The sequence below is a fragment of the Schaedlerella arabinosiphila genome (genome assembly GCF_003885045.1).
In the GTDB taxonomy this organism is placed as follows: Bacteria; Bacillota; Clostridia; order Lachnospirales; family Lachnospiraceae; genus Schaedlerella; species Schaedlerella arabinosiphila.
This window is the reverse complement of the sequence record NZ_RHJS01000002.1, coordinates 6007529-6032924: the sequence shown is the minus strand read 5'-3', so window position 1 is coordinate 6032924 and position 25396 is coordinate 6007529. Positions and strand designations below refer to the sequence as shown.

Here is a 25396-nt window from a genome sequence, read left to right as displayed (position 1 = left end):
TGAAAAAACAGATCCTGATACATAAACGTATCCGGCGGACAGATAGAAGTTTTGAAAAAATGCTGTCCTTGATTTTGATGTGCTGTCAGTATAGCATGGTTAGATCATATATGCAACAAGAAATTCAACAGGAGACATGAAATGACGGCTAACCATGCAGCAGGTGCACAGTTAGCCGTCATGGGCATTCAATATGATATAGCTGCTTGATTCAAAATCTGGATAATTTCAGTTTTTCTTCCAGATACTTCTCCAGCCGTTCCTGTACGAACATGGGAACCTCCAGCATTTTCAGCGGCCTGCCGTCGCCTTCCGTTTTTTTCACGTATTCCGTAACTGCATCGTAATACACTCCCAGAAATTCCGTACCCACATTAAACTTATTGATCCCTTTTGTAAATGCGATCTCCAGCTGGTCATGGGGGATGCCGCTTCCTCCGTGGAGTACCAGGGGCACATCTGTGGCCGCATTGATTTCTTCCAGCCGCGCAATGTCCAGATGGGGTGTTTCCACATAGACGCCGTGGGCATTTCCGATGGCAATCGTAAGTGAATCACAGCCCGTCTCCCTGCAGAATCTCTCGGCGGCATCCGCCTTTGTATAAAAATCACTCTTATCCCCGTCGCAGTCCTGAGCAAGCCCTACGTGCCCGATCTCCGCCTCCACATCCACGCCGAATATATGGGCGGTTTCCACCACCTTCGCGGTAATGGCGATATTTTCCTCCAGCTCATGGGAAGATGCGTCGATCATCACCGAGTCAAATCCTTTCCGGACGGCGTCCATCACCGACCGGTAATCATAGCTGTGGTCCAGATGCAGCCCCACCGGAACCTTTACCGAGGCTGCCAGTTCCTTTGTCATCTGCGCAAATCCGCTGACATTCATGGTATTGTTCATCTCCACGTGCTCCGGTAATAACATCACAATGACAGGTGTGTTTGTTTTTTCCGCCGTCGTCACGACCGAATATACCATATTATAATCCGTACAGATAAATGCAATCGCAGACGTGCTGCACTGATCCGCAAGCCTCAAAATATTGCTGACTCTCTCCAACATAATTCTTACCCCTTTCCTATCTCGCACTCTCTGAAAACGCCTGGAACAGATAGCATACAGACACAGCCCCCGGATCTGGAAGCCCGACTGCGCCCTCCCGGAAATTTTTGCTGCGCCCCACCCGTGGCAGGATGGATTTGCTCTCTTCCATGCCTTTTAGCGCCGCCCGATGCGCTGCCAAAAACATATCCGGGATTTCTGCCTCCGCATGATCCTTCATGGTACAGACAGCGGGATAAAGCGCGTCCAGCATCGTCTTCTGGCCCGGCTTTGATCTGCCCCTCCGTTCAATAGCCTGCTCGCCCTCGTAAAAATAATCCGCCAGTTCTTCCCCGGATACCGTATCTTTATGCGGAAGCCTGCTGATGCCGCCGAAAAACATAGTTCCAAAGATCACTCCGGAAGCCCCGCCCATACTCCGGATCAGTTCCATGCTGACCGCCTGGCAGAGTTCATCCGCACAGGAAAATGACTTCCCTGCAAGCAGCCCGGCAACCGCGGAAAACCCCCGCTTCATCCCGATCCCGTGATCCCCGTCCCCGATAACCGAATCAATTTCCGTCAAATACGGTTCCTTCTCTATTATCAGTCGGGCCCCATCCGCAAACATTTTCTGCAGTGTTTCTACCGTTATCCGCCCCATCTGTCTCACCTCGCTCAGACTGAATGTCCGCTGCTGCCGCGGCACCTCAGCCCTGTCCATCCTATTCCGCTAAAGCTGTAATATCCGCTGTTGCTGCACTTCCGTCGTTACTGCACCGCAGCAGATCCATAGGTCTCATTTTGCCCAAGCTGTACTCCCGTCGTTACCGCACCGCAGCAGCCCCATCTCATTCCATTCAAACCGTAAAATCATACCCGGATACGCTGCCCAGGCAGGCTTTCATTTCCTCATCCGCCGCCAGCAGCGATATCATGCATCCATTGGAATCAAACACATCAAAATACGTTCCCACAGAACTCCCGCACACGCCTATCCCACGTTCCCGCAGATACCGCACCGCCGCTCTTAGCACCACAAAGCCCTCGGTAAAACACATCCTCCGCAGACGGTTGATGCAAAGAAAAACTTCCTTCGGGCCATAAGGCTCCAGCTCTGCCAGTAGCTTTTCCAGGGCCAGGGACGCCAACTGGTCTGCCGATTCAAAGGGCACGGTCTCCTTTGGAGGTTCCCCGGAAAATCCCGGCCCCACCAGGATCTGCCCCTGGTCTTCCACCTTCATCGTAATGGAACGCAGCCTGTCGTTTCCCTTTTGGGCCAGACGAAAGACCTGATCCAGAGAATCCCCCCGTGCCGCACAGTTCCAGGCAAGCTTGGCAATCTGCGCGATTCCGTGGAGCCCGCCCCTCGCTTCTTTTTCCTCACCGATGCAGCTGCATACATCATCTGAGATATAACAGGCTTTTGCACGGATTCCCTCGCGCTCCAGCAGTTCCAGCGCCATGTCGTTGTTCAGGTAATCCCCCATAAAATGATTGCACAAAAACAGCACGCCTTTCCCGGCATCAACGGCCTTTGCCATCTCATAGAGCACGTAGGCATTCGGAGCGCTGTTAAATTCGCCGTGTACCGCGGCATCCGCCAGGCCGGGCCGGGCGAATCCCGCCCACATCGGCCCGTAGCCGCCGCCCCCGTCCACGATGATCCGCACCCGGTCCGGTGGCAGGTCTCTGCGGAACATACCGTAGCCATACTTTGTATCCAGCCTCCGGTATGTTTCCGGTTCCGCTGATATCATTCCTTCCAGCGCTTCACCAAGCGCCGTCTCTTCACTGTTAAATATCCACATAGGCCGTCAACCCTTTACCGCTCCGGATGTCATCCCCTTTACAAACTGTTTCTGGACAATGGTATAGAAAATGATCATCGGGATCGTAATAATAATCAGGATCGCAAACAGAACTCCCGGCTGACTGTTGTACACGCCCTTGTACTGCTGCGCGATCAGCGGCAGCGTCTTAGTGGTCGCCTTGGTCATCGTACAGAGAGCCAGGAAAAATTCGTTCCAGCATGTCAAAAACGTCCAGATGGACACCACCACAATACCGGATTTCAGCAGCGGAAGTACGATCCGCACATACAGCCCCGGGGTGGTGCAGCCGTCAATAATGGCTGCCTCCTCCAGTTCCTTCGGGATTCCCGACATAAACCCCTGGAGGATCGTGACCGCATAAGGGATGTTCAGCGCGATATACGGAAGGATCAGCCCGAAATAGTTGTCAAGCAGCCCGAACCTGCTGTTGAGCTGGGTAATCGGGATCACCAGCGCGCTGATCGGAACCATCAGGGCGCACATGATCATATTGTACATCAGCAGCTTCCCTTTCACATTTTCCCTGGAAAATCCGAACACCGCCATGGAAGCGAACAATACCGTCGCAGCCGTGGAAACCGTCGAGATCACAAAGCTTGCCAGAAAATTGTAGGGAATGGTCGGATTATCCTTCATCGCCTTGATATAATTGCCGTTGGTCAGCTCTGTCACAAACAGGCGCGGATCGTAGATGGAATTCTGCGTCCGAAAAGACAGGCTCAGCGTAAAGATCAAGGGCAGCAGCGTCATGACCGTCGCAAATATCAGCAGCAGTATCCATCCTGCCTGCCCCATCTGCGGACGGGATCCCGTTTTATGATTTGAATTTGCCATGGTCATTCTCCTTTCCTCATGAAATCACCGGAACCAAGGAAACGCACCTGTATAAATGTCAGGATCAAAGCGACTAACAGGATCGCTACGGATATGGTACATGCATATCCCATCTGGTTCTGGGTAAAGCCTTTCAGGAAGATGTACGTTCCCGGCATCTCCGTGGCATGGTTCGGTCCGCCGTTGGTCATCACGCCCACCAGCGCGTAGGTCTGCAGAGAGCCGATGACGCCCAGCATCAGCAGGGATTTGTGCACCGATGCCAGGGAAGGCAGATATACGTATCTCAATTCCTGCCATACCGTGGCGCCGTCGATCCGGGCCGCTTCTTTGATATCATCGGAGATCTGCGACAGGCCGCCCACATACATGATCATGGACCATCCCGTCCACTCCCAGATATTCGCCAGCATCACTCCGAGCAGGGCCACCTTCGCGTTTCCAAGCACATTGATGGTGGGGGACATATTGAACCAATGGCTCAGGTAATATCCCAAAATCCCCTGATAGGGCTGAAAAATCTTGCTCCACACGATCGCCACAACCGTTACCGAGGTTACCACCGGGATAAAAAAAATGGTACGGAATACCATCTTCGAAATTCCTTTTCCGTTCCGCTTTTTTCGTCCGAGCCGTTCTTCGATGATATACGCAAGAATAAATCCAAGACAGGCCTGTATCGGCACCGTGACCACGATCCAGACCGCCGAGTTTTTAATGGTCGTCCAGAATGTAGAATCTTTGAATAAGCTGAGATAATTTGACAGTCCTGCAAATTCCATATTCGACAGGGTTGACCACTTATATACACTGTGTGTCGAAACAAACAAAATAGGATACAAAATATAAAGACAGAAGAAAAACATTGCCGGCGCGATAAACAGATATGCGATCCAGTTGATCTTCTGCTTTTTCTTTGTTTTCGTATTCTCCACTCAACACCCTCCTTCCTTGAAAAAAATGGGGGAGCCCGCAAAGGCTCCCCTCCGATCCAGGCATTCAATCAATGATAATTTCCAAAATAATCTTTCGGCCTACTTTAAAGCATCCTGCGCTTCCTGAATGTGCGCTGCCGCTTTGTCCACATCGTATTCTCCGCCGACCAGGCCCTGCATCGCCTCCTGAACCGCCGTCTCAATGGTGGATTCCGCGATACGCTGGTTTACCAGGCCGCCTGCGATATCCTTACCGGATCTGTTGAACTCGTCAACCGCATTCTGCAGGCCGTCCCTTTCGATCATCGCGCTGGTATCCGGCTCCATATCCGGGTAGGACAGATGGTTGTTCATATCGTTTGCGATCTCCTGTCCGCCTGCGCCTGCCGCGAAGCTGGCCAGAGCTTTCCATGCCGCTTCAGGATTCTTGCAGTTCTTTGTGATGCCGTATCCGAAGTCTACGCCGCCGATGGGCTTGGAGTCTTCCACATCATCAGAGATTGCCGGGAGGTAGAAGTAATCATAATCCCAGTTTGCAACCGCATCCGACACATCTTCTGCCGTATATTCCTGCGCCCACCAGGAACCCAGAGCCATCATTCCCGCCTGGCCTGCGAGGAACAAAGTCGTTCCGTCGCTGTAGCTTGTGGAGGAAAGCGCGCCGTCCTGGATCACGCCGTCGTCAAACAGCTTCTTGTAGTTGGTCATTGCTTTCTTCATCTCGTCGCAGGTCCATTCCTTCTCGCCGTTCTGGCATGCGTCGAAGAGATCTTTGTCGATCTGTGAAGTACACATGATCAGCAGGTTTACATGCTGCCATCCGTCAGCGCCGCCGAAGAATAACGGAGCATAGCCGCCGTCTCTGAGCTTCTTTGAGCAATCTACCAGCTCTGCGTATGTAGTCGGAGCCTTCAGGCCGAGACTGTCAAAGAGGGTCTTGTTGTACTCGATATAGATTACCTGCGTCTCAATGGGGAGAATGTAGTAGCTTTCGTCTCCCTCTTTATTACCAAGCTGGAGCTGGCTCTGTGTCACGTTGTCATACACGGATGTCCAGTCGTCGCCCCATTCCTTTTTTGCATATTCTCCCAGATCAATCAGATAATCGGAATAGGTCTGGGTCAGGGAACCGGGCTGCAGCCCCATGATGTCCGGAAGGTTGTCCGCGGATGAAGCTGCGGAGATTGCCTCTAAGTATTCCGGATTGTAGTTGTAATTCGTATAGTCAATCTTGATATCGGAATTTTCATTCTCAAATGCTGCGATCATCTTTTCCGCTGTGCGCGTAACCGGTGACCAGGTCCACAGAGAGATCGTACCGCCGGCTTCGCCGCTGCCTCCCTCATCACTGCCCTCATCGCTGCTGCTTTCGCCGCTTGTCCCACTCTGGCTGCCGCTTCCCGAATCTGCGCCCGAACCGCCTCCGCCGCAGGCTGCAAGGCTGATTACCATTGCTCCTGCAAGCATTACACTTACCATTTTCTTAAACATGTTTTTTCCTCCTTTAATGTATGATTGATTGACTGGACCTCAATGTGATGTATCTTGCAAATTCCTCTTTCCACTGCGCGCCCTGCTGCGGCTCGTACACCTTCAGTTCAAAGGATTCCTTTGAAAGCTGCCGCATCTGCTCCACCGACGCCACCTCGCCCCGGGCATAAAGCTGTGTCAGCAGATTGCCGGAAATGGTCGCATAGGGCATGCCCGCGCAGATCTCCATATTCAGCGCGTCGCTGATGAACTGCATCAAAAGCCCGTTTCTGGAACCCCCGTTGATCACATAGACCCGCCTGAAATCCTCCTTCAGTTCCCGGAATGCATACGCGTAATACCGAACCTTCATCGCAATGCTTTCATAGATGCAGCGGATAAATTCCCCGTCTGTTTCCAGCAGGCGCTGCCCTGTACGCCGCAGATAATCATTCATCTTGGCGCACGCATCGCCTCCCGCGGTGTTGAGCAGTCCGTCCTCCACATCGATATAGACCCTGGGGGACGGCGTATTCTGGGCCAGCCAGATCAGATCCGGGTGGGAGTAGTCCTTCCCCCCTTCCCGCTTGGTCCGCAAAAATTCATTGATATGCCAGCTTGCCGAGAAATCACGGTAAATGATCTTTCTCCTGTCGATTCCTCCGGTATTTTTAAAGCCCTTTTCAAATGCCTCCCTGGTCAGCAGGCAGTGCTCCCTTTCGATTCCCATGCTGATGCTGGTCCCTACGCTGATATACAGCGCGTCTTTTCCAAATTCCGGTATGGCCGCCACTGCAGCGGCGCTGTCATGCCCCACCGCGGCAATGATCCTGGTGTCCTGCATCCCGGTTTTTTCCACAGCCCAGGCCCCCAATCTGCCTTTCGTAGTGCCTGGTTCCACAATGGGAGGAAGCATTTTCTCCGGAAGCCCGAATCGCTTCATTACTTCCCGGCTCCAATCCTCCTGCCGGTTTTCCAGGAGACAGGAGGTTCCCGCGATGGTCATCTCACAACTGATCTGTCCCCCCAGGAAGTAAGACAGAAGATCCGGTAAAAACAGCAGATCCTCCGCCGTTTCCAGTATCCTGCTTTTCTGCACCACACAGGAGTAAAGCTGGGGAAGCGTGTAGGTGCTGTTGCACTGGCATCCTGTGAGCAAAAACAGCTCCCACTCATCCATCACCTGCTTCATATCCTCCATGGTACCCGCCGTCCGCTCGTCCCGGTAGTGGTAAACCGGCTCTAAAAGCCGTCCGTATCTGTCCAGCAGTCCATAGCTTGCTCCCCAGGTATCTACGGCAAAGGTTTCGGCCTGTCCGTATTTTTCCCGGAACACCGCAAGCCCGTCCAGGATGGAATGGTACAGCCCGAACACATCCCAGTACAGGGCCGTCCCGATGTCGGCCGGGCGGTTCGGAAAATCCCAATATTCATTTATGTGCATCTGCCGGCCGTCATATACGGCGGCCGCCATTTTTCCGCTGCTCGCGCCGATATCGGCGGCTATCATCAATTTTTCCTTCATATCAAATATTCTTTCATGTCAAATCATCCGGTAAGTGAGATCGTCTCTTATCCCAGATCGTATTTTCGCTTCAAGTCCTGTTTTCAGATCGTTTCCTCCAGAAATTCGAATGCTTCCTGCAGCACAAGCGCCGCAGCGCCCATTGCCCCCAGATCCGGACCAAATTCGGAAACTTCTATATTTAATATATCCGTATTTTCAGGGATGGCATCCCGCTCCACACATGTTCTCAGGCGTTCCAGAAAGGGAGCTCCGATGGAGGCCAGTTCCCCGTACAGGACGATCCTGCTCGGCGCAAAGATATTGACCAGGATACCCAGGGCTTTTCCCAGATACTGGCTGGCCTGCTGCAGAAGCCCCAGGGAATCTTCATCCCCGGCAAGAACTGCTTCCCGGAACACCGCCATGGTGATTTTCTCCGTGTCCCCCTGGATCATCTCTGCGATCCCTTTAAATCTTCCGGCCAGCACGCCGTCCCGAATCTTACCCATGATCGCCACGTCCGATACCTCTGAGTTGAGGCAGCCGTAGCGTCCGCAGGAGCACATCCTGCTGCCGGTGCCCACCCGGATATGTCCCAGTTCTCCCGGAAACCCGTACCGGCTGCTTACCGCCTGGTTGTTGATGACCGGCATCACCCTGGCGCCTGTCCGCACGGATACAAACAGCATATCGTCGCAGGAGCCGCGGAACACCAGCCATTTATACGCATAGATCATTACGTCTACGTTATTTCCCATATAGCAGGGAATCTGAAATTCCTCTTCTATAATCTGCCGCACCGGAATGTTGTTCCACCCTTCAAAGTAGGTGTAGGACAGTGCAATCCCCTTCACCTTGTCGCTGTAGCCGGGGACGCCGAGACCGATCCCGATGACCTTTTCTTTCCCGCCTTCAGGCACCCGGATCGCCTCCCGGACCATGTCCTTGATCAGGCCGAGAAGCCCGTCCGTACACCGGTGCGCGTCGTCGATCGCCTTTCTCTGCCGATGGATCGGCTTTCCTGTAAAATCGAGAACGACGCAATGCATCCAGGTACGGTTCCACTCCACCCCTACAAAATAGCCTCCCCGTGGATTCAGCCGGAGCCACACCGGCTTTCTTCCAACCCTGGCTTCCTCACATTCTTCCTCGCAGATCAGCCCGTCGTGGATCATGTCCTCCACAGTATTCATCACGGTGGTCATACTGTAGGCCGTGATCTTCCGGATGTCGTTTCGGGAAACGTCCGTGTGTGTGCGGATCACGTTCAGCATCTTGTTCCGCTGGTAGTATTTTCTGCTTTCCAGAATTGATTCATTTTCCATATGTCCTGTCCGCCTTTCTTGAAGAGCATAACGCTTTTGGTTTTATACGGGCGCAGCAGTGAATGCGACGTCCCTTACCGAATCATTATAAGCGTTCACAGGCATGCGAATCAATCATTAAATCGAAATCGCGGTTATTTACAAATGCAGGTTATTTTACCCGTTTTGCGCGATTCTCTTTGTATATCTCGTAGAACCTTGCAACTTCCAGCGCGTCCAGCTTCTTTTCGCCGCCTAAGATGTAATTTGTAATCAGAATCTGCTCCGCAATAGCTTCGCTGGCCTCCACAATGTTCATGGCATCCTCCACCGTCTTTCCCACCGCCAGGCTGCCGTGGTTCCCCAGCAGGACGATGCGGTAGCCTTCCGCCAGGTATGGTTCCGCCATGGTGAGGATGTATTTTGTCCCCGGCGCGCCGTAGGGGGCGCATGGGATCTTGTGGAAATTCCCCATCATCTCCGGGAGCGCCTCTGTCTCAATATCCCGGCAGGCCATGGAAAACGCGGTCAGCACCTTGGAATGGCTGTGTACCACGCCGCCTACATCCCATCCGTTTTCCTCGCAGATATCATACGCCATGGAATGCATGATGATCTCCGAAGTCTCCTTCATCCCCCAGATCCGCTCTCCGTCCTCGTTGATGACCGCAATCTTCTCCGGGGTCAGCATCCCTTTGTTCTGTCCGGTGGGAGTGATGTAGATCTTGCCGTCCCGCTTTGTGGAAATATTTCCCGCAAAGGAATTTACCAGTCCTTTGTCGTCCATCCTTTTGGCTACGAACAGCACCTCCTCAACAGCCTCCTCCGAAATACCAAGTTCCCTCATTTTTACACTTGCTTCTGTCATGTCCTGCTCTCCCTTTCCCTCATTTATTTATTATTTTTTCGATTATATTTTTGAGCATAATTCACCAATATTTGAATTATTTTCTTGTTTTTTGTGCTTAATGCGAATTATTTTTCATTTATTTATTATCTTTTCGATATAATTAATTATAGACATTTTCTCTTATTTGTCAATAGGTTTTTGGAAAATTATTTCGAAAAAAGGTTACTATTCACAGTCGATTTAAAATTATAAACACCAGTAGACCAAGGGATTTGAAATAGTCTCTTGGTTTGCTGGTATTATGAACTGACAGTTTATGCAAAGATTTCTTCAACAGTGTAAGGAGCTCCGGCACATAATCTTGAAAGTGCCTCCATTTCGTTTATGTGATTCTTTCTGCACGTTTCCACATAGGTCTTCACTGTCGCATAATACTTTGCGGTTTTTTCGCTGTCAAATTGTCCTGAGATCTTCATATGGGATTTGATTCCGCGCAGCCCTCGCTCGCTTAAATTATCTGTTGTCGGCAGGCGGAAATCCTCTACCCATCTGAAATAATTCTCCTGATATTTTTCAATCCGATCCAAAACGGTCCTTTCGAAGGAAACAGCATACTTGTTTTTGGATTTTTTGTTTTCTTTATCCCCTTTCTTCAAAAAACGTTCCACTTTCGTTTTAAAACTTTTTATCTCCTGGTCCGGAAAGGACTCTATTCCTTTCAAGATCAGATCCTTACGCTTCTTTATTGTCGATGATATCAGTCCTTTCATACCAATTGCCCATTTATGGGTCGGATTATCATCCGCTATCTTTTGAAGGTCTCTTTCCAGATGCTGGTTGCACTCAATGTTCTGAAAACAAAAAAGTTCGTTATAGTTCACCCTGTTATGGTCATGCATGACCGTTGTTTCCGGAGTGAGCGCTGTAAGGATCTGGTCATCAAGCATGCCCTCCAGGTCCTTATGCTCATGGGCGGTATAGTACGAGATCGTTTCGTCTCCATAAAAACGCATACAGGCTCTTTTCGTCTGTATCATGACCACAGTGTCATCCCAGTAAAGGAGTGCCCTTGTAATCAATACCCTTTTCAGGTCAGACATAAATGCCTGAAGATTCCCCGAGGCCCTTTTATACAGCTTGCAGATAAAGCCTTCACTTGGACACATCAGCCCGTCCGTCATACCACTGACCAGCATACGCGCCTTATTAACCGCTACATTTCCGGTAGCCATCATAGAAAGGGCCAACGCCTGTACACGGCTTCCATATTGATTTTGTTCTTTCAGACGTTTCTCAATCGGCAGGCGTACTGTCGCGCCGCAGTCCACGCAACTGTAAATATGGTATTCATGCCTGCGTTTCACAACTTTGATCTCTACATCGAATTCGTCTTTTGAAATGGACTCCCCTGTATCTATGAGTTTCCCACCACAAAAATCACAGGTTTCAGCAGACAGGTCAAGCTCATGGGAAATGGTCTCCGTAATATCGGAATCTTCAAATTTTTCCATCCCATGCTTCTCATGGCCCGGCTGTCCGCCCTTTTTTAAACTGCTTCCACGCCTGGAATTGGGGATCACTTTTTTCTTGTTGATTGGCGTAGTAGCAGTAGACATTCCCGTGTTTGTGCCGTCATGAGCCGCTACAGCTTCAAGATGCAGCACCTTATTTGTTAGTTCCTTGATGAGCGCGTCTCTTTCGGAAAGCATTTCCTCATAAGCGGCTTTCATTTTTTCTTTTGATTTTTCACATCTGGCCAGGGCATTGGTGAGGGAATGGCAGCGTTCCTGATAATCCTGTATCCTGTCTTTTAGATTTATGATTTCAGCGGACATTCGCTCCAGGCTGACACGTTTGCTGTTACTGTAGATCACGATAGCTGCTCCTTTGATTACTGGGATTCCAGTTTATTCCTGAGTTCCCTGTTCTCGATTTCCAGGCGTAATATTTCCTGTTTTAGCTCAGAAATCTTCATGCCTTTTAACCGGTTTAAAATTTCATCCTGTTCCGTCAGCTGTACGGTTTGATAAGGGCTATTTTTTCGGCATCGTCCGTCTGTTTTTCTGATCTCGCCGGTTTCCGGGTCAACCCTGCCGATCAATGTTCTTTTAGAACGGGATTGCTTTTTTTCGCTGTCCCAGTATGCTTTCGATTCATAAGCATAAGTAATTCCAGATCTTTTGTCCGTCTGATAAACAATGCTCATATAATATTCCTCCTCATATCGGTATGTGTTAATTATAACACATACCGATATGAAATACAAGAAGAAAATCACTAAAAACAACATTTTTTTCATTGTTTTAGCGACTTTCTAAATAGAAATTTTCTTGTTATGTTTGTACTCAAAATTTCTAGTGGATAAGCCTTTGGTTTAAATCAACTGTGAATAGTAACGAAAAAAGTTATTATGAATAGTAACGAAAAAATAATCCCGAAAGAAAAAGAGCCTGACAAACAGGCTCTCTCCAGACTCACTCAATATATTTCTGTATTTCCATTTTTCAGCAATTCCAGCACCACATAAGTCCTTCTTCCCAGATCTTCTTCCAGCGGCACCCGCCAGGTCTGGTCTTTGACCTCCTCCGGAAGGTTGTAGAGGTTGATCACTTCCAGCCCTTTTCCTTCGTAATATTTCTGCAGATAGTCCTTCTCCGCCTGCTCGCTGCTGGACAGGAAATAGTTTTTGTGCATCCCGTCCTTGACTTTCATTTCCTGGGCAATGTATTCAATCCAGCTCACAAATGTCTTCAGATTATAATCATTCAGGGAATATCCAACGAACAGGAATACATGGTCGATCAGCAGGGATTTTAAAAATACTTCCATCAGGCGGTGTGTCTCGGAGTAATAGAGGTAGTCCTCCTCCTTAAAAACCAGCTTTTCTATCTGGTCGATGTCCCCGTGCATCTTAATCAGGTACTGGTTTGCCGTACCCTTAAGCAGGTCCCGGTCCTCACGGATCACCTCGTACCCGTCCGCGATCTGATCCAGCAGCTTGTCATAATTGGTGGTCACAAGATGCCTGGGGCCCAGGGATACGATCAGTTCATCCAAAATGTTGGACTTTGCGTTCCTGGGGATCAGGTCCCGCAGAAGCTGGTAATAGTCCCTGTGGCCTTCGCTTTCATCCATGCAGTAATAGTATTGCGGAATCCGTATGTATTCCTCCATTGCCAGCCTTTCGATGGAGGGATAGCCGATCCGCTCCGCAAACGTCTGCACCATCTGTCCCCAGGTCGGCAGATTCGAATTTCTGGATACCCCCGCCCCTACAAAGATGACCAGTTTTTGTCCGGCAAGCGCCTGTTTTAAGTCTTCGATCCGTTGATAAAATTCGTCCATAGTCTGGTTATATTCCTCCGCATAAAAATAGTCCGGCCTCCAAAAGATCCGCTCCCCAATATGAAAATACTCTTTCATATGTAGTATACCTTAAATCCGTGTCTTTTAACACCCTGTTTTTACAGATTGCCCCATTCAGAAAAATTTTCAGCTGAACGGTTGGATTCTCTTTGTGCGTCCAGTCCATTTTTCTGCAGCAGAAAAAAGACGGCCGCAGCCGTCCTTTTCCTCCCCCCTGCACATTTCCCCGTGCCGGAAGTCCTTCTATAGTCCCATCGTGCCTGTCATTCTTCTGTCACGAATACGAACTTCACCTCTCCGTCCATACCATCGGAAATCCCTGAGAAATTCTTATACGCTCTGGAAGCATCCAACATATCGTTCATCTTATCCAGCAGGTCTTCCACATCTCCTCCGAACGCGTCTACCAGCTTCTGGATTCCGTCTCTGTCGAATCGGATCATGCCATCGTTGAGTTCCGCCGCGCCGTCATCCAACTGCTGTACGCCGGCGACCAGGGCGCCGGAGCCGGACTGCAGGGTATCCAGGCCGTCTTTTAATGTCAGCGCGCCGTCGTTGAGCCGGGAGGCTCCGGAGGCCAGTTCCGTGGCTCCGGAAGAAAGCTCCGCGGCTCCAGAAGCCAGTTCGGCTGCGCCGGAGGCCGCGCTTTTTGCGCCTGCGTCAGCTTCTCCCATTTTTTCTGAAAGCTCCGTGCTTCCTGCATCCAGCTTCTGGGCGCCGGCGGATAACTGGGCCAGGCCGCCGGCAAGGCCGTCTTTGCCTCCTACCCCGTCTGCAAGCCGGGCCGTTCCGGCTTTCAGCTGTTCCACTCCTGAATTGACCTGTGCGGCCATACCGTCTACGCCTGCACTCAAAGCCGATGTGCCTTCTGCCAATTGGTCTATCCCTGCCTTAAGTCCATCCATCCCCTCTCTTACTGCTCCTGCGCCCCCGCTTAACGTGCCGGCTCCTTCCACCAGAGCAGGTAACTTTTGCTGTACTCCTGCCAGTCCGTTCGACAGCTGCTGTACCCCTGATTTTATAGCAGGCAGCGCCGCCATAAGGTCTGCCTGCTGCTGCGCCGCGGCATCAGCCTGTGCAGAAATTCCTGCGGCATCATTTGCAAGTGCGTCTGCATTTGCGGACAGCGACTGAGCAGTTCCAATTGCCGCCGCGGCCTGCTCAGCGGCCTGTTCCGCGGCATAATTGGATGTTCCTCCGCCATCGCTGCTGCCCATGGCGTAAATTGCATTTCCTACCAGGCTCTGGGCCTCTGTCAATGCCGCCAATACGTCCGGGTCCTCCGTACTGATGCTGCCCAGTACCGATTGAACCGAATACAGATAATCCTGCGCTGCTCCCGAATCATTAAAAGCTGCCGGCTCTGATGCGGCCGCCGCTGCGCTTTGCCAAATCGCGTTCAACTGCCCTTCCAATGCCGCGGCCTGGGCTGAAATGTTCTCCGCATTCTGCACCGCGGCCGTACTGATATTCTGTGTATTTCCTGACGTAACAGTGGGAATGCTGCTGTCCAGACTGCTTGCTCCGGCAGCCAGTTGATCAATGGCCGCACTCAGTTCATTGACACCGCCTGACAAAGCGTTTGCCCCGCTTTCCAGTTCACCCGCCGCACTAGAAAGCGCTGCTGCTCCGCTCTGCGCATGTTTGATTCCGCCGTCCAGCTCCTGTACTCCGCCGACAAGGATCGGGAGTTTTTCCCCTAGCTGTCCCTGCATCTGCGTCACGCCTGCATCCAACGCATTCACCCCGGGAAGCAGCACGGACTGCGTCTTTTCCGCCGCTGTCCTGAGACCCAGATTCAGCTCCCCGGCCCCGTCTGCCAATGTCCTGGTCCCGTCATAGAGCTGTCCGGTTCCGTCTGCCAGCTTTGCGTTTCCATCCGCAAGCTCCTGGCTTCCGTCTGCCAGCTTATGGCTTCCGTCCAGCAGTTCGCTGCTTCCATCCGCCAGTTCGCTGGTTCCGGACTGCAGCTCCCCGCCTCCGTTTACAAGCTGGTTGATTCCGTCTGTCAGCGTGCCGGAGGATGCCAGCAGCGTGTCGATCCCGTTTTTCAGTTCCCCGCTTCCGCTGACAAGCTGGCTGGAAGCGTCCTGCAGTTCGCCCATGGAATCATTCAATTCATCCAGGCTGTCAAACCCGTTTGTATCCAGGTCATTGAAAATGCTGTTGGTCGCGATGGTCATCCCCTCCACCGGTTCATACTCTGTCACATCCGCTTCCATCTCAAAATAATCCGGAATATCCAGATCCTTCTCCTCAATTCCAAGAAGGTGTTTCATAGACGGGAAACCGTAACCGATCACCATGTTCCGTTCCCCGTCAGAGATCAGCCTGCCGTTCTCCACGGTCACATTTTTAAAGTTCTCCCCATCCAGGATCAGTCCCGTTGCCATCATAAACGGGGTGGAAGCCTTGCCGCTGCCTCCGCTTTTATTTTCATATGTGTAGCGGATCACCACATGCCCGCTCTTCCCTTTCAGGTCTGCGGCGGAAATCTCCTTTCCGTCCAGCTTATAGGAAATCCGAACCCCTACCGGCAGTTCCTTTGACGTGGTGCCCTGGTAGCAGATATCCGCGTCCGACGTATCCCATACGACTCGTTTGCCCATTGCGGAAAATGCCTCGTCGCCCTTGACATTTACAATATCCTGGAGATCCGAGATATCTTCCAGCTTTGACTGGTCGGAAATGTTTCTGAGCTGGTCGGACACGGTCACAGATTTTACGGAGCCGCTCCCGTCAATTTTTGCATATACGGTTTCTTCCTTTGTGGGCTTTGCGGAAGTTTTGGTGGCGGATTCGCCTGTCTCGGATGACGTCTCTTTCGAAGCCTTCTTTTCCGCCGTTTTTTTCTCCGACGCTTTCGTCTCCGAATTGGTTTTTGCCGTTTCTTTATTTTCCGCGCCTGCAAATCCTATTTCTGTAACTGTCACATTCCCTTTTTCCGGTGCGTGAAGCCAAGCCCCGTCCAGGCTTCCCGCTACCAGACTTACCAACATCATACTTGCTATGAATACCCTTACTTCTCTGTTTTTCATAAAGCACAACCTCCTGTTCAATCCATTTATAACTCTGATTTTCGTCTATAAATCCGCTTTTCGTTTATATATCAGATTTTCATTTACAAATTCAATTTTTCTATTATAAATCTAATTTTTCTATTATAAATCCAATTTTTCTAAATGAATCCAATTTTTTGGGTCCATTTTTCATTCCAGGCTCTGACTTCCACTTATGAAGTAGCCGCTGTTTTCAGCTTTTCCTTTTTCTGATGCATTTCCCTCGTCGTCACACAGATCACCTTGTCAAATACCATCAGCATGGACGGCAGGATGAAGATGACTACGAACATACTCACGATCGCTCCCCGTGCCATCAGGGTACACAACGCAGAGATCATATCGATATCCGAATACAGTCCCACCCCGAAGGTTGCGGCGAAAAATCCCAGCGCCGATACAATGACGGAATTGATTGAGGATGACAGCGCAATCCGGATCGCTTCCTGTCTTTCCCTGCCGTTTCCCCGTTCCTTCTTGTACCGGGTCGTCATCAGGATCGCATAGTCCACGGTAGCTCCAAGCTGGATCGTCCCGATGACGATGGATGCGATAAACGGCATCTTCGTTCCCGTATAATAGGGGATTCCCAGGTTGATGAAGATGGCAAATTCGATCACGGCCACCAGGATCACCGGAAGGGAAACGGACTGGAATACCACAGTGATGATCAGAAAAATCGCAACTATGGATACCGCACTTACTACCTTAAAATCTTTATCCGTGATGGTGATCAGATCCTTGGTGCAGGGTGCTTCCCCGATCAGCATCCCGGAGCTGTCATATTTTTTGATGATCGAATTCAGGATTTCACACTGCTCATTGACCTCATCCGTGGCCACCTTATATTCCGACTGGACCAGAATCAACTGCCAGTCTCCCTGTTTGAGTTTCTCCGTCACCTCCGCCGGGATGAAATCCCTTGGAACCGCGGGTCCCAGAATGCTGTCCAAGCCCAGAGCAAACTTGACGCCCGCCACGTCCGACATTTCATTCAGCATGGCTCTGGCATCTTTCGATGGAAGCTTCGCGTCCGCCAGAACCATGTGCGTGGCATTCATGTCAAATTCATCCGCCAGCTTTTCATTGGCCTGAATACTCTGCAGGTATTTCGGAAGGGTGGCATCCAGGTTGTAGTAGACTTCCGCCTTCCTGTAACCCAAAAGCGCAGGCGCCAGCAGGATCAGGAACGCCAGCACAAACGCTTTATAATGCCTGGTGATCAGCGCCGCCGTTTTATCCATCCTCGGGATCATAGACTTATGGGTGGTCTTTTGAATCACTTTGTCAAACACCAGAAGCAGGGAGGGCAGAATGGTTACGCAGCTAATCACCCCGCAGATCACGCCCTTTGCCATGACGATTCCCAGATCCCGGCCCAGCGTAAAGCTCATGAAGCACAATGCGATAAATCCTGCCACTGTGGTGACGGAGCTTCCGACCACCGAAGAAAATGTATTCGCAATTGCGTGCGCCATAGCCCTTTCCTTGTCTCCGTCATAGTGCTGCTGGTTCTCCTGATAGCTGTGCCAGAGGAAAATGGAATAGTCCATGGTTACCCCTAGCTGCAGGACCGCGCTGAGCGCTTTTGTAATATAAGAAATCTCCCCTAAAAAATAATTGGTACCCATATTGTAAACAATAGCCATTCCGATGCTCAGCATGAAGAAGATGGGAAGCACCCAGCAGTCCATAAATACCGAAAGCACGATACAGGTCAGGATCACGGCGATCAATACATAGATCGGTGTCTCCTTCTCCGACAGATCCTTGATATCCGTCACCACCGCGGACATGCTGCTGAGATAGCACTGGCGGCCGGTCACGCTCCGTATCTCGTGGATGGCATCCATGGTGCCGTCTGCCGACGTGGAATCTTCGAAAAAGATTGCCATCAGCGTGGCGCTGTCCGTATTGAACACTTCCCGAAACCGGTTCGGCAGTACGGACATGGGAACCGACGTATCCATCAGGGAATCGTACCAGATCACATCCGCTACGCCTTCCACCTCTTCAATCCGTGCTTTCAGATCCGCGCTTTCCTTCGTGGTCATGCCCTCCACGACCTCCATCGCAAAGGCGCCTTTTCCAAAGTCGTCCATCAAAATGTCCTGCCCGATCATCGTGTCGATGTTGTCCGGCAGATAATACAGGATGTCGTAATTGACCCTGGTTTTAAAGTATCCCAACGCAGAAGGGATCAACAGCAGAAGGCCAAGTATCAGAATCACGATCCTGTACTTCACAATCTTTTTACCTGCTTTCACCATGTTAAATGCCTCCTTTTCCAGAATGACCTTTGGTCATTTTCTATTGCAAAAGTACTATATAACAGAAATGACCAAAAGTCAATATTATTTTTAAAAATTGTTGACTTTTAGTCATTTTTATTTTTGTACCGCTTTTAAAAAAATCTGTCAGGGGAACTTACAGACCAGAAATATCCAGACACATATTTTATAACATATACACAAAAATAATCTGAATTTTTCGTGAAAAACATGTATGGATAATCCTTTTCAAAAAGTATATAATAAAATGGAATGCAGGTGTTTGGTACATCTGCGGAGATAGAATTAAATACAGTGATCGCTGATATGTATATCCTGGGGATTGGCCCAGAGTTTCTACCGACTGCCGTAAGAGTTGACTACATAGACATTCGTTTGTTGTAGTTAATTCTTTTTTTATCGGTTTATATGCGATATTGGCAGGCGCAGGCCGTCCATTGCCCCAGGCAATTCAAAATGGCAGCCTGCAGCAAAAGCAGAAGGAGGAGATGCATATGCGCGAACATTCATTTATTTTAAAAGGAAATATCTGTTATTCAGAGACGAAGAACCATCTGTCGGTAACTGAGCAGGGATATCTGGTCTGCTGCGAAGGAATTTCCCGGGGCGTTTATCCGGTGATCCCGGACGAATATCGGAATCTGCCGGTGAAGGACTATGGAGACCGGCTCATCATCCCCGGCATGACCGACCTGCATATCCACGCCCCCCAATACCCTTTCCGGGGCATCGGGATGGATCTGGAACTGTTGGAATGGCTGAATACCCATACCTTTCCGGAGGAGAGCCGGTACTCGGATCTGGAATATGCCGAAAAAGCTTATCGGATTTTTGTCGAAGATCTGAAAAAAAGCGGGTCCACGAGAGCTGTGATTTTCGGCACCATCCATCTTCCGGCCACGGAATTTTTGATGAAGCAGCTGGATGCTTCCGGCCTGTCCACTTATGTGGGCAAGGTCAATATGGACCAGAACTGTACCGATGCCCTGCGGGAAACGGATGCCCTGGAATCCCTGGAAAGCACCGCCGCATGGCTTCGTGAGACCTCTGGAAAATATTCCAATGCCCGTCCCATCCTTACCCCCCGGTTTGCGCCTACATGCAGCGAACCCCTGTTGGAAGGGCTGGGTAAGCTGCAGAAGGAATACGGTCTTCCGGTGCAGTCCCATCTGTCGGAAAATCTGTCAGAGATCCAATGGGTGCAGGAGTTGTTCCCCTGGTCTGCCTGCTATGGAAATGTCTATGAGCATTACGGCCTGTTCGGCAAAGAGGCGAAAACGGTCATGGCCCATTGTGTACATTCTTCGGATCTGGAAGTGGAACTGATGAAGAACAACGGGGTGTACGTGGCACATTGCCCCCAGTCCAACACCAACCTTTCTTCCGGAATCGCCCCCATCCGCAGATATCTGGATGCGGGAATCCCTGTCGGACTTGGAACCGATATCGCCGGCGGGACAAATATGTCCATGTTCCGCTGCATGGCCGACGCGGTGGGCGTTTCCAAGCTTTACTGGCGGCTCATCGACCAGGAGAAAAAGCCCCTGACCATGGAGGAAGCCTTCTACCTGGCCACCAGAGGGGGCGGATCGTTCTTCGGGAAAGTGGGAAGCTTTGAAAACGGATATGAACTGGACGCGCTGGTGCTTGACGATTCAGGCATCCGCACGGCAAAAGAACTGAATACAAAGGAACGTCTGGAACGGTATATTTATCTGGCGGAGGAAGGCGGACGGCTGGCCGGAAAATATGTAAACGGCAGGGAAATCCTCCTTTCCTGACAGGAAAACCAAACTGTAACCTGCAAATGACCAGAAGTCGAATTTTAGCGATAAAATTATTGACTTTTGGTCATTTTTTGTTTATAATGATGTGCATCATCAAAATGGATTCTATACAGGCCAGACGGCAGGGGGCCGGATGCCCGCAGCCGCTGCAGCGCACATTGTCTGTGATCAGGAGGAACACACTATGGGAAAAGTCGAAGAAAACAAACAACTGAAGCTGGACGCGCTTTTTTCCAGTGCGTATGATTTATTTTTATCACAGGGAATTGTGAAAACGTCCATCCACGATATCGTCCAGAAGGCCGGCGTGGCAAAGGGCACGTTCTACCTTTACTTTAAGGATAAGTATGAGATCCGGGACAGGCTCATCGCGGAAACCGCCAGGAAACTGTTCCTGGCGGCCCACGAGGAGCTTCAGAAAGCCGACATCCCGTCCTTTGAGGACAAGATGATCTTTATCGTGGATTATGTGATCGGCAAGCTGGAAAAGAATAAGCCCATCCTCCGGTTCATCTCGAAAAATCTGAGCTGGGGCGTCTTTAAGCAGGCTGTGACAAAAAGCGAAGACGATGCGGATCTGAATGCGGAGCTGAGCAGCATGGACTATTTCCAGCAATTGATCCAGGCGGATCCCGCCCTCCGGCTGCGCGCCCCGGAGACCATGCTCTTTCTGATCGCGGAGCTGGCAAGTTCCGCCTGCTACAGTACCATATTGGAAAATGAACCGGTCAGTTTCGAGGAATTGAAGCCGGATCTCTACAATGCTATCCGGGCGATCATACGGGCCCATGCGCTGCCTGCGCCCCGGCTTCCATAAAAACGGCTTTTTTCAGGAAGGCTGCTGCCGAAAAATGTTCTTTCTGAAATGCTCCCTTCCAGGCAACAGGTCTTTTTATTTCACTTGCCTGAAAGGGAGCATCTCATTTCCCAACGATTCTTTTGTAATAAGCGATTTTATTGATCTTCGCCTGACATATTTTCCAGCGCAATCCCTTTTTTCTCCAGTCTTTTATACACGTCCCCACGGAACAGGATATACACCACGGACACCAGCGGGATGAATACGAGCATTCCCACAACGCCCATCAGGCTGCCGCCGATGCTGACCGCGGCCAGCACCCATATAGAGGGAAGCCCCACGGAATTGCCTACCACCTTGGGGTAGATCAGGTTGCCTTCCACCTGCTGCAGCACCAGGAACATGGCCACAAAGGTTAATGCTTTCACCGGATCCACCATCAGGATCAGAAATGCCCCCACGACGCATCCGATAAATGCCCCGAAGATCGGGATCAGCGCCGTAAATGCAATCAGGACTCCCACCAGCAGGGCGTAGGGCAGCCGCAGTATCCACATTGCCACCAGGAACATCATCCCAAGGATCAGCGCCTCCACGCACTGTCCGGCCAGGAAGCTGGAAAATGTCCGGTAGGTCAGGGAGCAGATATCCAGTATCTTCTCCACGATCTTCCCGGGCAGATAAGCATAAAAGATTTTCTGCACCTGGACGCGCAGCTTTTCCTTCTGCAGCAGGATGTAGCAGGAAAATACGAATGCGATGAAAAATGTGGTCACACTGCTGATGATGCTTTTTGCCGCAGACATGGTCGTATCCAGCACGCTTCCCGCGCCGTTTTTAAAGAAGGCCGCAACCCCGTCCAGGATCTTGTCCCAGTCCATGTTCAAATCCTCCAGCAGCGCCATGATCTCCTGGTTGTTGTGGAATATTTCCTCAACCCACGCCATGGCCACCGGGGTAAAATCCTGGATCGTCTTGCCCAGGCCCATAAAGGTGGAACCGAGCTGCGGGATAACCACAAACATCACCAGAACGATCACACCGATCACACACAGGATCGTCAGCGTCAGGCTGCAGGGCCTGGCATATTTGAGACCGGGCCTGCCGTCTTTGCCGTCATTTCCGAATATTTTGCTTTCCAGAAAGCTCATGGGCACGTTCAGGATAAAGGCGATCGCGCCGCCCAGTAAAAACGGAAAGATGATATTTAAGATGAATCCCAGGAAATCCACGATCAGGGTGTATTTCCACAGCCCGATCAGAATAACAATCGTAAAGACGATCAGTTCCCTTATTTTCCGCATGTTTTCTTTATTTAAGTCCATAGATCCTCCTTCGGGTTTCAGTGCTTTGTTATATTTATATCAATTCATGCATGATTCAGAATACATTGTATATTCTGATTCTCTTCCACGGCGGTGCAGATGACTTTTTTCAGGGCCCCGGCATAATTTCCCAGATGCTCCGCCAATGCCTGTTCGTTCCGAAACCGGATCTCCGTCTCCTCCGCCAGATCGGTCAGGCAGTCATACAGAGCGTCCAGGTTCCTGCCGTACCAGTCGGGAAAATCCAGAGCCGCGGCCAGTGTGTCGTGCAGCATTTCTTTATTCAGGATGTTTTCCCCGTCTAATATACATATACGCATATTTATTCCTCTCCATACAAAAGTTCAAAAGATTCATAGTGGTCTTCCGTATAATAAATCAGTCCGTCGTTGGAAAAAACGATCCGCTTGGCGCCGCGCCTGTCAGCCCCCAGCGTGTCGATGTCGCACTCCGTATAAACACGTCCTTCCTTCTCCGGCAGCAGCCCTTCGTAATTGCCGAAACGGCTTCCGCCGATGCACTTGCCCGGCGCATAAGGTTCCAGGCCCCCGCCTTCCCATCCCAGGGCTTTTGCCTCTTTTTTCGTGATAAAATTGGATGGGAGATGACCGTACGTAAAGATGTATTGCGCCACCTCATCCCTGGATGTGTAAACGCCGTCTTCCTGCAGTTCGGAGTCTTCGTCTGATGTAGTCTGATGCGGAATATCATCGGATGCCTGGGAAGATTCATCTATCTTCGGATTTTCTTCATCTTCGGACTGGGCTGTATTTTCTTTCCCTGATGTATCCTCATCTTCAGACTGGGCTGCATCCGTTTTTCCCTGTATCTCTTTCTCTGCTGTCTGCGGCGTTCCGCTTTTTTCCGACAGCCCAACGTCTGTTTTTTCCTGATCTGTATCTGAAGTTTTACCTGACAGCGCAGAACTGCCGGCTTTTTCGGCAGATTCCGGCGCAGCGCCGCAACCTGACAAAGTAAATGCCAATAAAAATACAAGGAAATACTGCAGCCATTTTTTCATTGTCGCATGCTTCCATAAAATTCGGTTCATATACATTTATCCTCCATATTGCAAAATTCCAATCATAGACCGGAAATTGATAAAGGTATTGTAGCATGTTGGAAATGTGGTGTAAACAGCGATGTGGCGGTTAAGAAAACATTTAGGAAATATTTAGTTATTTGTTATGATTCATGCGGCAGCTTGTACTGCGCTTCTCGATGTTCGGCCGGCAGGATGGGCGAAAAAGAGGGAAGAACGATTTTAAGTACGCTCTTCCCTGCCTTTTAGTCCGCTTTCTTTTCTCTTGGTTTTGGTTTGTATTGTTCTTCACCTGATTCGATATATTTCCCCCGCTCTACGGTCATTTATCCGGAAAAGAACGGGAAAATTCATGAAAAGCATCTGGATCTTTTTCTGCCTTATGTACTGCTCCGCCTGCGCCCCCGCATGAATCCGGGAAGAAAAAGCCAGCTTACCAAAAAGGAATTGACAGACTTTACTGCCCAGGTTATATTAATCTTAGAAGATGAATGGAAACAAGGTTATCTGACGGAACGCGAATTTGATGACTACATCAACCTTTTCCGCCGTGCAGCAGACAGAGTCTTAAAAAAACATGCTGATTTTCGAAAGGAGGTAGACCTTATGACAAAACCGCTGATCGAACTGCCCAGTGTCCTCCAAAAGCGCCTTCGTACTGAGAACGACGCCCTGATCGCTGACCTCGCTGAAAAAAATAAGCAGCTCGCGGATAAAGACGCGGAGCTTGCTGACAAAAATGCAGAACTGGCCCGAATGAAAGAGCTACTCGCGCAGTATCACATTCCTGCGGCAACATAATTCACCTCTCTGCATGTATACCCAAAGACGCTCCATCACGGAATTGGCCGTATTTTAAATTGCCTGCGGCAATGGGCGGTCTGAATACCGCCTTTTATGTGCATCCTCCCGACCAATCAGCGTAGTGATTGGTCGGGGCGTGACCAGTAACTACGATTCACAGTAAATTCTAAAAAATCAGCCTCAACTGCTCCACCCTGTAAGCCCTCTTATACTGGCTGATAATATCCTCCATCCGGTACGCAATCCCCCGCTTCTCACACTCCCCTGCAAAATACTCCCACAACCGTTTTGCCTGGGGGCTTCGGCATTCATAATAATTGCCGTACCGTTTCCAGTACTTGTCTGCCAGACCTTTCCCCGGAAACAATTCCTCCAGCTTTGCAAAATACCAATCCCGCTGGTTTCCCCGCAGGGTCATGCCGAAATCCGGATAGATAAACCTGGCTCCGGAGGCTTCTGCACGGCGGATGATCTCCCCGATGTTATTTGTACTGTCCTCCAAAAAGGGCAGCACCGGCATCAGCAGGATACCGGTATAAAGCCCGTTTTTGCTCAGCTTCTCAATCATTCGAAACCTTGCATCCGGCCGGGAAACATGAGGTTCAATCTTCCCGGCCAGATCATCGTCCGCCGTTGTCACCGTCACTTTTAAGAGTACCGGGGAATGCTCCGCTATACTCTGCAATATGTCGATATCCCGCTCCATCAGCGCGCTCTTCGTTGCGACCGCCGCGCCAAATTCGAAGGCGTCGCACAGCTCCAGGGCATGGCGTGTCAGTTCCAGCTTTTTTTCGAAGGGATTATAAGGGTCACTCATGGCACCTGTACCGACTACGCCGCTTTTCGTCTTACGTCGGAGGTCGTCCCGGATGATCTGCAGCGCGTTTTCCTTGGCCCGCACACGGTCAAAATCGTCGATCTGATAGCAGTCGGATCGGCTGTCACAGTAGATACAGCCGTGACAGCAGCCTTTGTAAATGTTCATATTATAGTCAATCCCGAACCACTGGGACGGGGCTTTCGTCTTTGTTACGATTGTTTTGGCAGGAATGTATTCCATCCGTGCTCCTCCTCATTACAGCCGATCTATAAAGTAATTTTTTCCACCTGTACGGTTGGATGCTCAAAGAGCATCCAACCGTACAG

Annotated in this window: 21 protein-coding genes and 1 riboswitch; of the genes, 3 read left to right on the top strand and 18 right to left on the bottom strand. The window is 50.4% G+C overall.

The annotated features are described in order from the left end of the window. Nucleotides 1-211: 211 nt before the first annotated feature. The 14 genes from EBB54_RS28310 to EBB54_RS28245 form a co-directional block, all read right to left on the bottom strand. Nucleotides 212-1063 carry a class II fructose-bisphosphate aldolase gene (locus tag EBB54_RS28310; RefSeq protein ID WP_125130092.1) on the bottom strand — a complete coding sequence of 284 codons (852 nt, stop codon included), beginning with the start codon at nucleotides 1061-1063 and terminating at the stop codon, nucleotides 212-214. Nucleotides 1064-1079: 16 nt separating this feature from the next. Further along, nucleotides 1080-1766 (bottom strand): dihydroxyacetone kinase subunit DhaL, encoded by a 687-nt coding sequence (gene dhaL / locus EBB54_RS28305; protein WP_125130090.1) that lies wholly within the window; start codon nucleotides 1764-1766, stop codon nucleotides 1080-1082. Nucleotides 1767-1902: 136 nt separating this feature from the next. Continuing rightward, nucleotides 1903-2853: a dihydroxyacetone kinase subunit DhaK gene (locus tag EBB54_RS28300; RefSeq protein ID WP_125130088.1), complete on the bottom strand. Its 951-nt coding sequence runs from the start codon at nucleotides 2851-2853 to the stop codon at nucleotides 1903-1905. 6 nt (nucleotides 2854-2859) lie between these two features. After that, nucleotides 2860-3711 (bottom strand): carbohydrate ABC transporter permease, encoded by an 852-nt coding sequence (locus EBB54_RS28295; protein WP_004080435.1) that lies wholly within the window; start codon nucleotides 3709-3711, stop codon nucleotides 2860-2862. A 2-nt stretch (nucleotides 3712-3713) separates the two neighbouring features. Then, entirely contained in the window at nucleotides 3714-4646 is a 933-nt protein-coding gene (locus EBB54_RS28290) for a carbohydrate ABC transporter permease (RefSeq protein WP_125130086.1), read from the bottom strand. Nucleotides 4647-4745: 99 nt separating this feature from the next. Continuing rightward, nucleotides 4746-6137 carry an ABC transporter substrate-binding protein gene (locus EBB54_RS28285; RefSeq protein ID WP_125130084.1) on the bottom strand — a complete coding sequence of 464 codons (1392 nt, stop codon included), beginning with the start codon at nucleotides 6135-6137 and terminating at the stop codon, nucleotides 4746-4748. Between the two features lie 13 nt (nucleotides 6138-6150). Beyond that, nucleotides 6151-7641, bottom strand: a complete 1491-nt coding sequence (locus EBB54_RS28280) for a rhamnulokinase (RefSeq protein ID WP_243127850.1) — start codon at nucleotides 7639-7641, stop codon at nucleotides 6151-6153. 83 nt (nucleotides 7642-7724) lie between these two features. Beyond that, entirely contained in the window at nucleotides 7725-8948 is a 1224-nt protein-coding gene (locus EBB54_RS28275) for an ROK family protein (protein ID WP_125130082.1), read from the bottom strand. 151 nt (nucleotides 8949-9099) lie between these two features. After that, nucleotides 9100-9795 (bottom strand): class II aldolase/adducin family protein, encoded by a 696-nt coding sequence (locus EBB54_RS28270; RefSeq protein WP_243127849.1) that lies wholly within the window; start codon nucleotides 9793-9795, stop codon nucleotides 9100-9102. Between the two features lie 296 nt (nucleotides 9796-10091). After that, nucleotides 10092-11651 (bottom strand): IS66 family transposase, encoded by a 1560-nt coding sequence (locus EBB54_RS28265; protein WP_125126762.1) that lies wholly within the window; start codon nucleotides 11649-11651, stop codon nucleotides 10092-10094. Nucleotides 11652-11668: 17 nt separating this feature from the next. Continuing rightward, entirely contained in the window at nucleotides 11669-11983 is a 315-nt protein-coding gene (locus EBB54_RS30845) for a hypothetical protein (protein ID WP_004083136.1), read from the bottom strand. Between the two features lie 272 nt (nucleotides 11984-12255). Then, a complete protein-coding gene (locus EBB54_RS28255; protein WP_125130080.1) occupies nucleotides 12256-13200 on the bottom strand; it encodes an SIR2 family protein in 945 nt (314 codons plus the stop codon). A 206-nt stretch (nucleotides 13201-13406) separates the two neighbouring features. Beyond that, nucleotides 13407-16181, bottom strand: a complete 2775-nt coding sequence (locus EBB54_RS28250; RefSeq protein ID WP_125130078.1) for a hypothetical protein — start codon at nucleotides 16179-16181, stop codon at nucleotides 13407-13409. A gap of 194 nt (nucleotides 16182-16375) precedes the next feature. After that, nucleotides 16376-18472 (bottom strand): efflux RND transporter permease subunit, encoded by a 2097-nt coding sequence (locus EBB54_RS28245; RefSeq protein ID WP_125130076.1) that lies wholly within the window; start codon nucleotides 18470-18472, stop codon nucleotides 16376-16378. A 307-nt stretch (nucleotides 18473-18779) separates the two neighbouring features. Beyond that, nucleotides 18780-18875: riboswitch (purine riboswitch) on the top strand. Between the two features lie 112 nt (nucleotides 18876-18987). On the opposite strand from EBB54_RS28245, the gene EBB54_RS28240 reads away from it, so the two are divergent. Together EBB54_RS28240 and EBB54_RS28235 are read left to right on the top strand one after the other, a co-directional pair. Continuing rightward, complete coding sequence (locus tag EBB54_RS28240; protein WP_125130074.1) at nucleotides 18988-20274, top strand: amidohydrolase family protein; 1287 nt, start codon at nucleotides 18988-18990, stop codon at nucleotides 20272-20274. A gap of 190 nt (nucleotides 20275-20464) precedes the next feature. Beyond that, complete coding sequence (locus tag EBB54_RS28235) at nucleotides 20465-21097, top strand: TetR/AcrR family transcriptional regulator (protein ID WP_125130072.1); 633 nt, start codon at nucleotides 20465-20467, stop codon at nucleotides 21095-21097. A 137-nt stretch (nucleotides 21098-21234) separates the two neighbouring features. On the opposite strand, the gene EBB54_RS28230 is transcribed toward EBB54_RS28235, so the two are convergent. Genes EBB54_RS28230 through EBB54_RS28220 form a run of 3 tightly spaced genes read right to left on the bottom strand, consistent with a single transcriptional unit; the run spans nucleotide 21235 to nucleotide 23455 of the window. After that, complete coding sequence (locus EBB54_RS28230; RefSeq protein WP_125130070.1) at nucleotides 21235-22404, bottom strand: AI-2E family transporter; 1170 nt, start codon at nucleotides 22402-22404, stop codon at nucleotides 21235-21237. 44 nt (nucleotides 22405-22448) lie between these two features. Continuing rightward, a complete protein-coding gene (locus EBB54_RS28225) occupies nucleotides 22449-22724 on the bottom strand; it encodes a barstar family protein (RefSeq protein ID WP_125130068.1) in 276 nt (91 codons plus the stop codon). Nucleotides 22725-22726: 2 nt separating this feature from the next. Next, complete coding sequence (locus EBB54_RS28220) at nucleotides 22727-23455, bottom strand: ribonuclease domain-containing protein (protein ID WP_243127848.1); 729 nt, start codon at nucleotides 23453-23455, stop codon at nucleotides 22727-22729. A 399-nt stretch (nucleotides 23456-23854) separates the two neighbouring features. Here EBB54_RS28220 and EBB54_RS28215 point away from each other — a divergent pair, with 399 nt between their 5' ends. Beyond that, entirely contained in the window at nucleotides 23855-24247 is a 393-nt protein-coding gene (locus tag EBB54_RS28215) for a hypothetical protein (protein WP_193554393.1), read from the top strand. 169 nt (nucleotides 24248-24416) lie between these two features. On the opposite strand, the gene EBB54_RS28210 is transcribed toward EBB54_RS28215, so the two are convergent. Next, entirely contained in the window at nucleotides 24417-25310 is an 894-nt protein-coding gene (locus EBB54_RS28210) for an SPL family radical SAM protein (RefSeq protein WP_125130066.1), read from the bottom strand. Between the last annotated feature and the right edge of the window lie 86 nt (nucleotides 25311-25396).

What these genes read in the sequence shown, in the direction of transcription:
- EBB54_RS28310 (WP_125130092.1), bottom strand. Translation starts at nt 1,063, where the DNA reads ATGTTGGAGAGAGTCAGCAATATTTTGAGGCTTGCGGATCAGTGCAGC.
- dhaL (WP_125130090.1), bottom strand. Translation starts at nt 1,766, where the DNA reads ATGGACAGGGCTGAGGTGCCGCGGCAGCAGCGGACATTCAGTCTGAGC.
- EBB54_RS28300 (WP_125130088.1), bottom strand. Translation starts at nt 2,853, where the DNA reads ATGTGGATATTTAACAGTGAAGAGACGGCGCTTGGTGAAGCGCTGGAA.
- EBB54_RS28295 (WP_004080435.1), bottom strand. Translation starts at nt 3,711, where the DNA reads ATGGCAAATTCAAATCATAAAACGGGATCCCGTCCGCAGATGGGGCAG.
- EBB54_RS28285 (WP_125130084.1), bottom strand. Translation starts at nt 6,137, where the DNA reads ATGTTTAAGAAAATGGTAAGTGTAATGCTTGCAGGAGCAATGGTAATC.
- EBB54_RS28280 (WP_243127850.1), bottom strand. Translation starts at nt 7,641, where the DNA reads ATGAAGGAAAAATTGATGATAGCCGCCGATATCGGCGCGAGCAGCGGA.
- EBB54_RS28275 (WP_125130082.1), bottom strand. Translation starts at nt 8,948, where the DNA reads ATGGAAAATGAATCAATTCTGGAAAGCAGAAAATACTACCAGCGGAAC.
- EBB54_RS28270 (WP_243127849.1), bottom strand. Translation starts at nt 9,795, where the DNA reads ATGACAGAAGCAAGTGTAAAAATGAGGGAACTTGGTATTTCGGAGGAG.
- EBB54_RS30845 (WP_004083136.1), bottom strand. Translation starts at nt 11,983, where the DNA reads ATGAGCATTGTTTATCAGACGGACAAAAGATCTGGAATTACTTATGCT.
- EBB54_RS28255 (WP_125130080.1), bottom strand. Translation starts at nt 13,200, where the DNA reads ATGAAAGAGTATTTTCATATTGGGGAGCGGATCTTTTGGAGGCCGGAC.
- EBB54_RS28250 (WP_125130078.1), bottom strand. Translation starts at nt 16,181, where the DNA reads ATGAAAAACAGAGAAGTAAGGGTATTCATAGCAAGTATGATGTTGGTA.
- EBB54_RS28245 (WP_125130076.1), bottom strand. Translation starts at nt 18,472, where the DNA reads ATGGTGAAAGCAGGTAAAAAGATTGTGAAGTACAGGATCGTGATTCTG.
- EBB54_RS28240 (WP_125130074.1), top strand. Translation starts at nt 18,988, where the DNA reads ATGCGCGAACATTCATTTATTTTAAAAGGAAATATCTGTTATTCAGAG.
- EBB54_RS28235 (WP_125130072.1), top strand. Translation starts at nt 20,465, where the DNA reads ATGGGAAAAGTCGAAGAAAACAAACAACTGAAGCTGGACGCGCTTTTT.
- EBB54_RS28230 (WP_125130070.1), bottom strand. Translation starts at nt 22,404, where the DNA reads ATGGACTTAAATAAAGAAAACATGCGGAAAATAAGGGAACTGATCGTC.
- EBB54_RS28225 (WP_125130068.1), bottom strand. Translation starts at nt 22,724, where the DNA reads ATGCGTATATGTATATTAGACGGGGAAAACATCCTGAATAAAGAAATG.
- EBB54_RS28220 (WP_243127848.1), bottom strand. Translation starts at nt 23,455, where the DNA reads ATGAACCGAATTTTATGGAAGCATGCGACAATGAAAAAATGGCTGCAG.
- EBB54_RS28215 (WP_193554393.1), top strand. Translation starts at nt 23,855, where the DNA reads ATGAATCCGGGAAGAAAAAGCCAGCTTACCAAAAAGGAATTGACAGAC.
- EBB54_RS28210 (WP_125130066.1), bottom strand. Translation starts at nt 25,310, where the DNA reads ATGGAATACATTCCTGCCAAAACAATCGTAACAAAGACGAAAGCCCCG.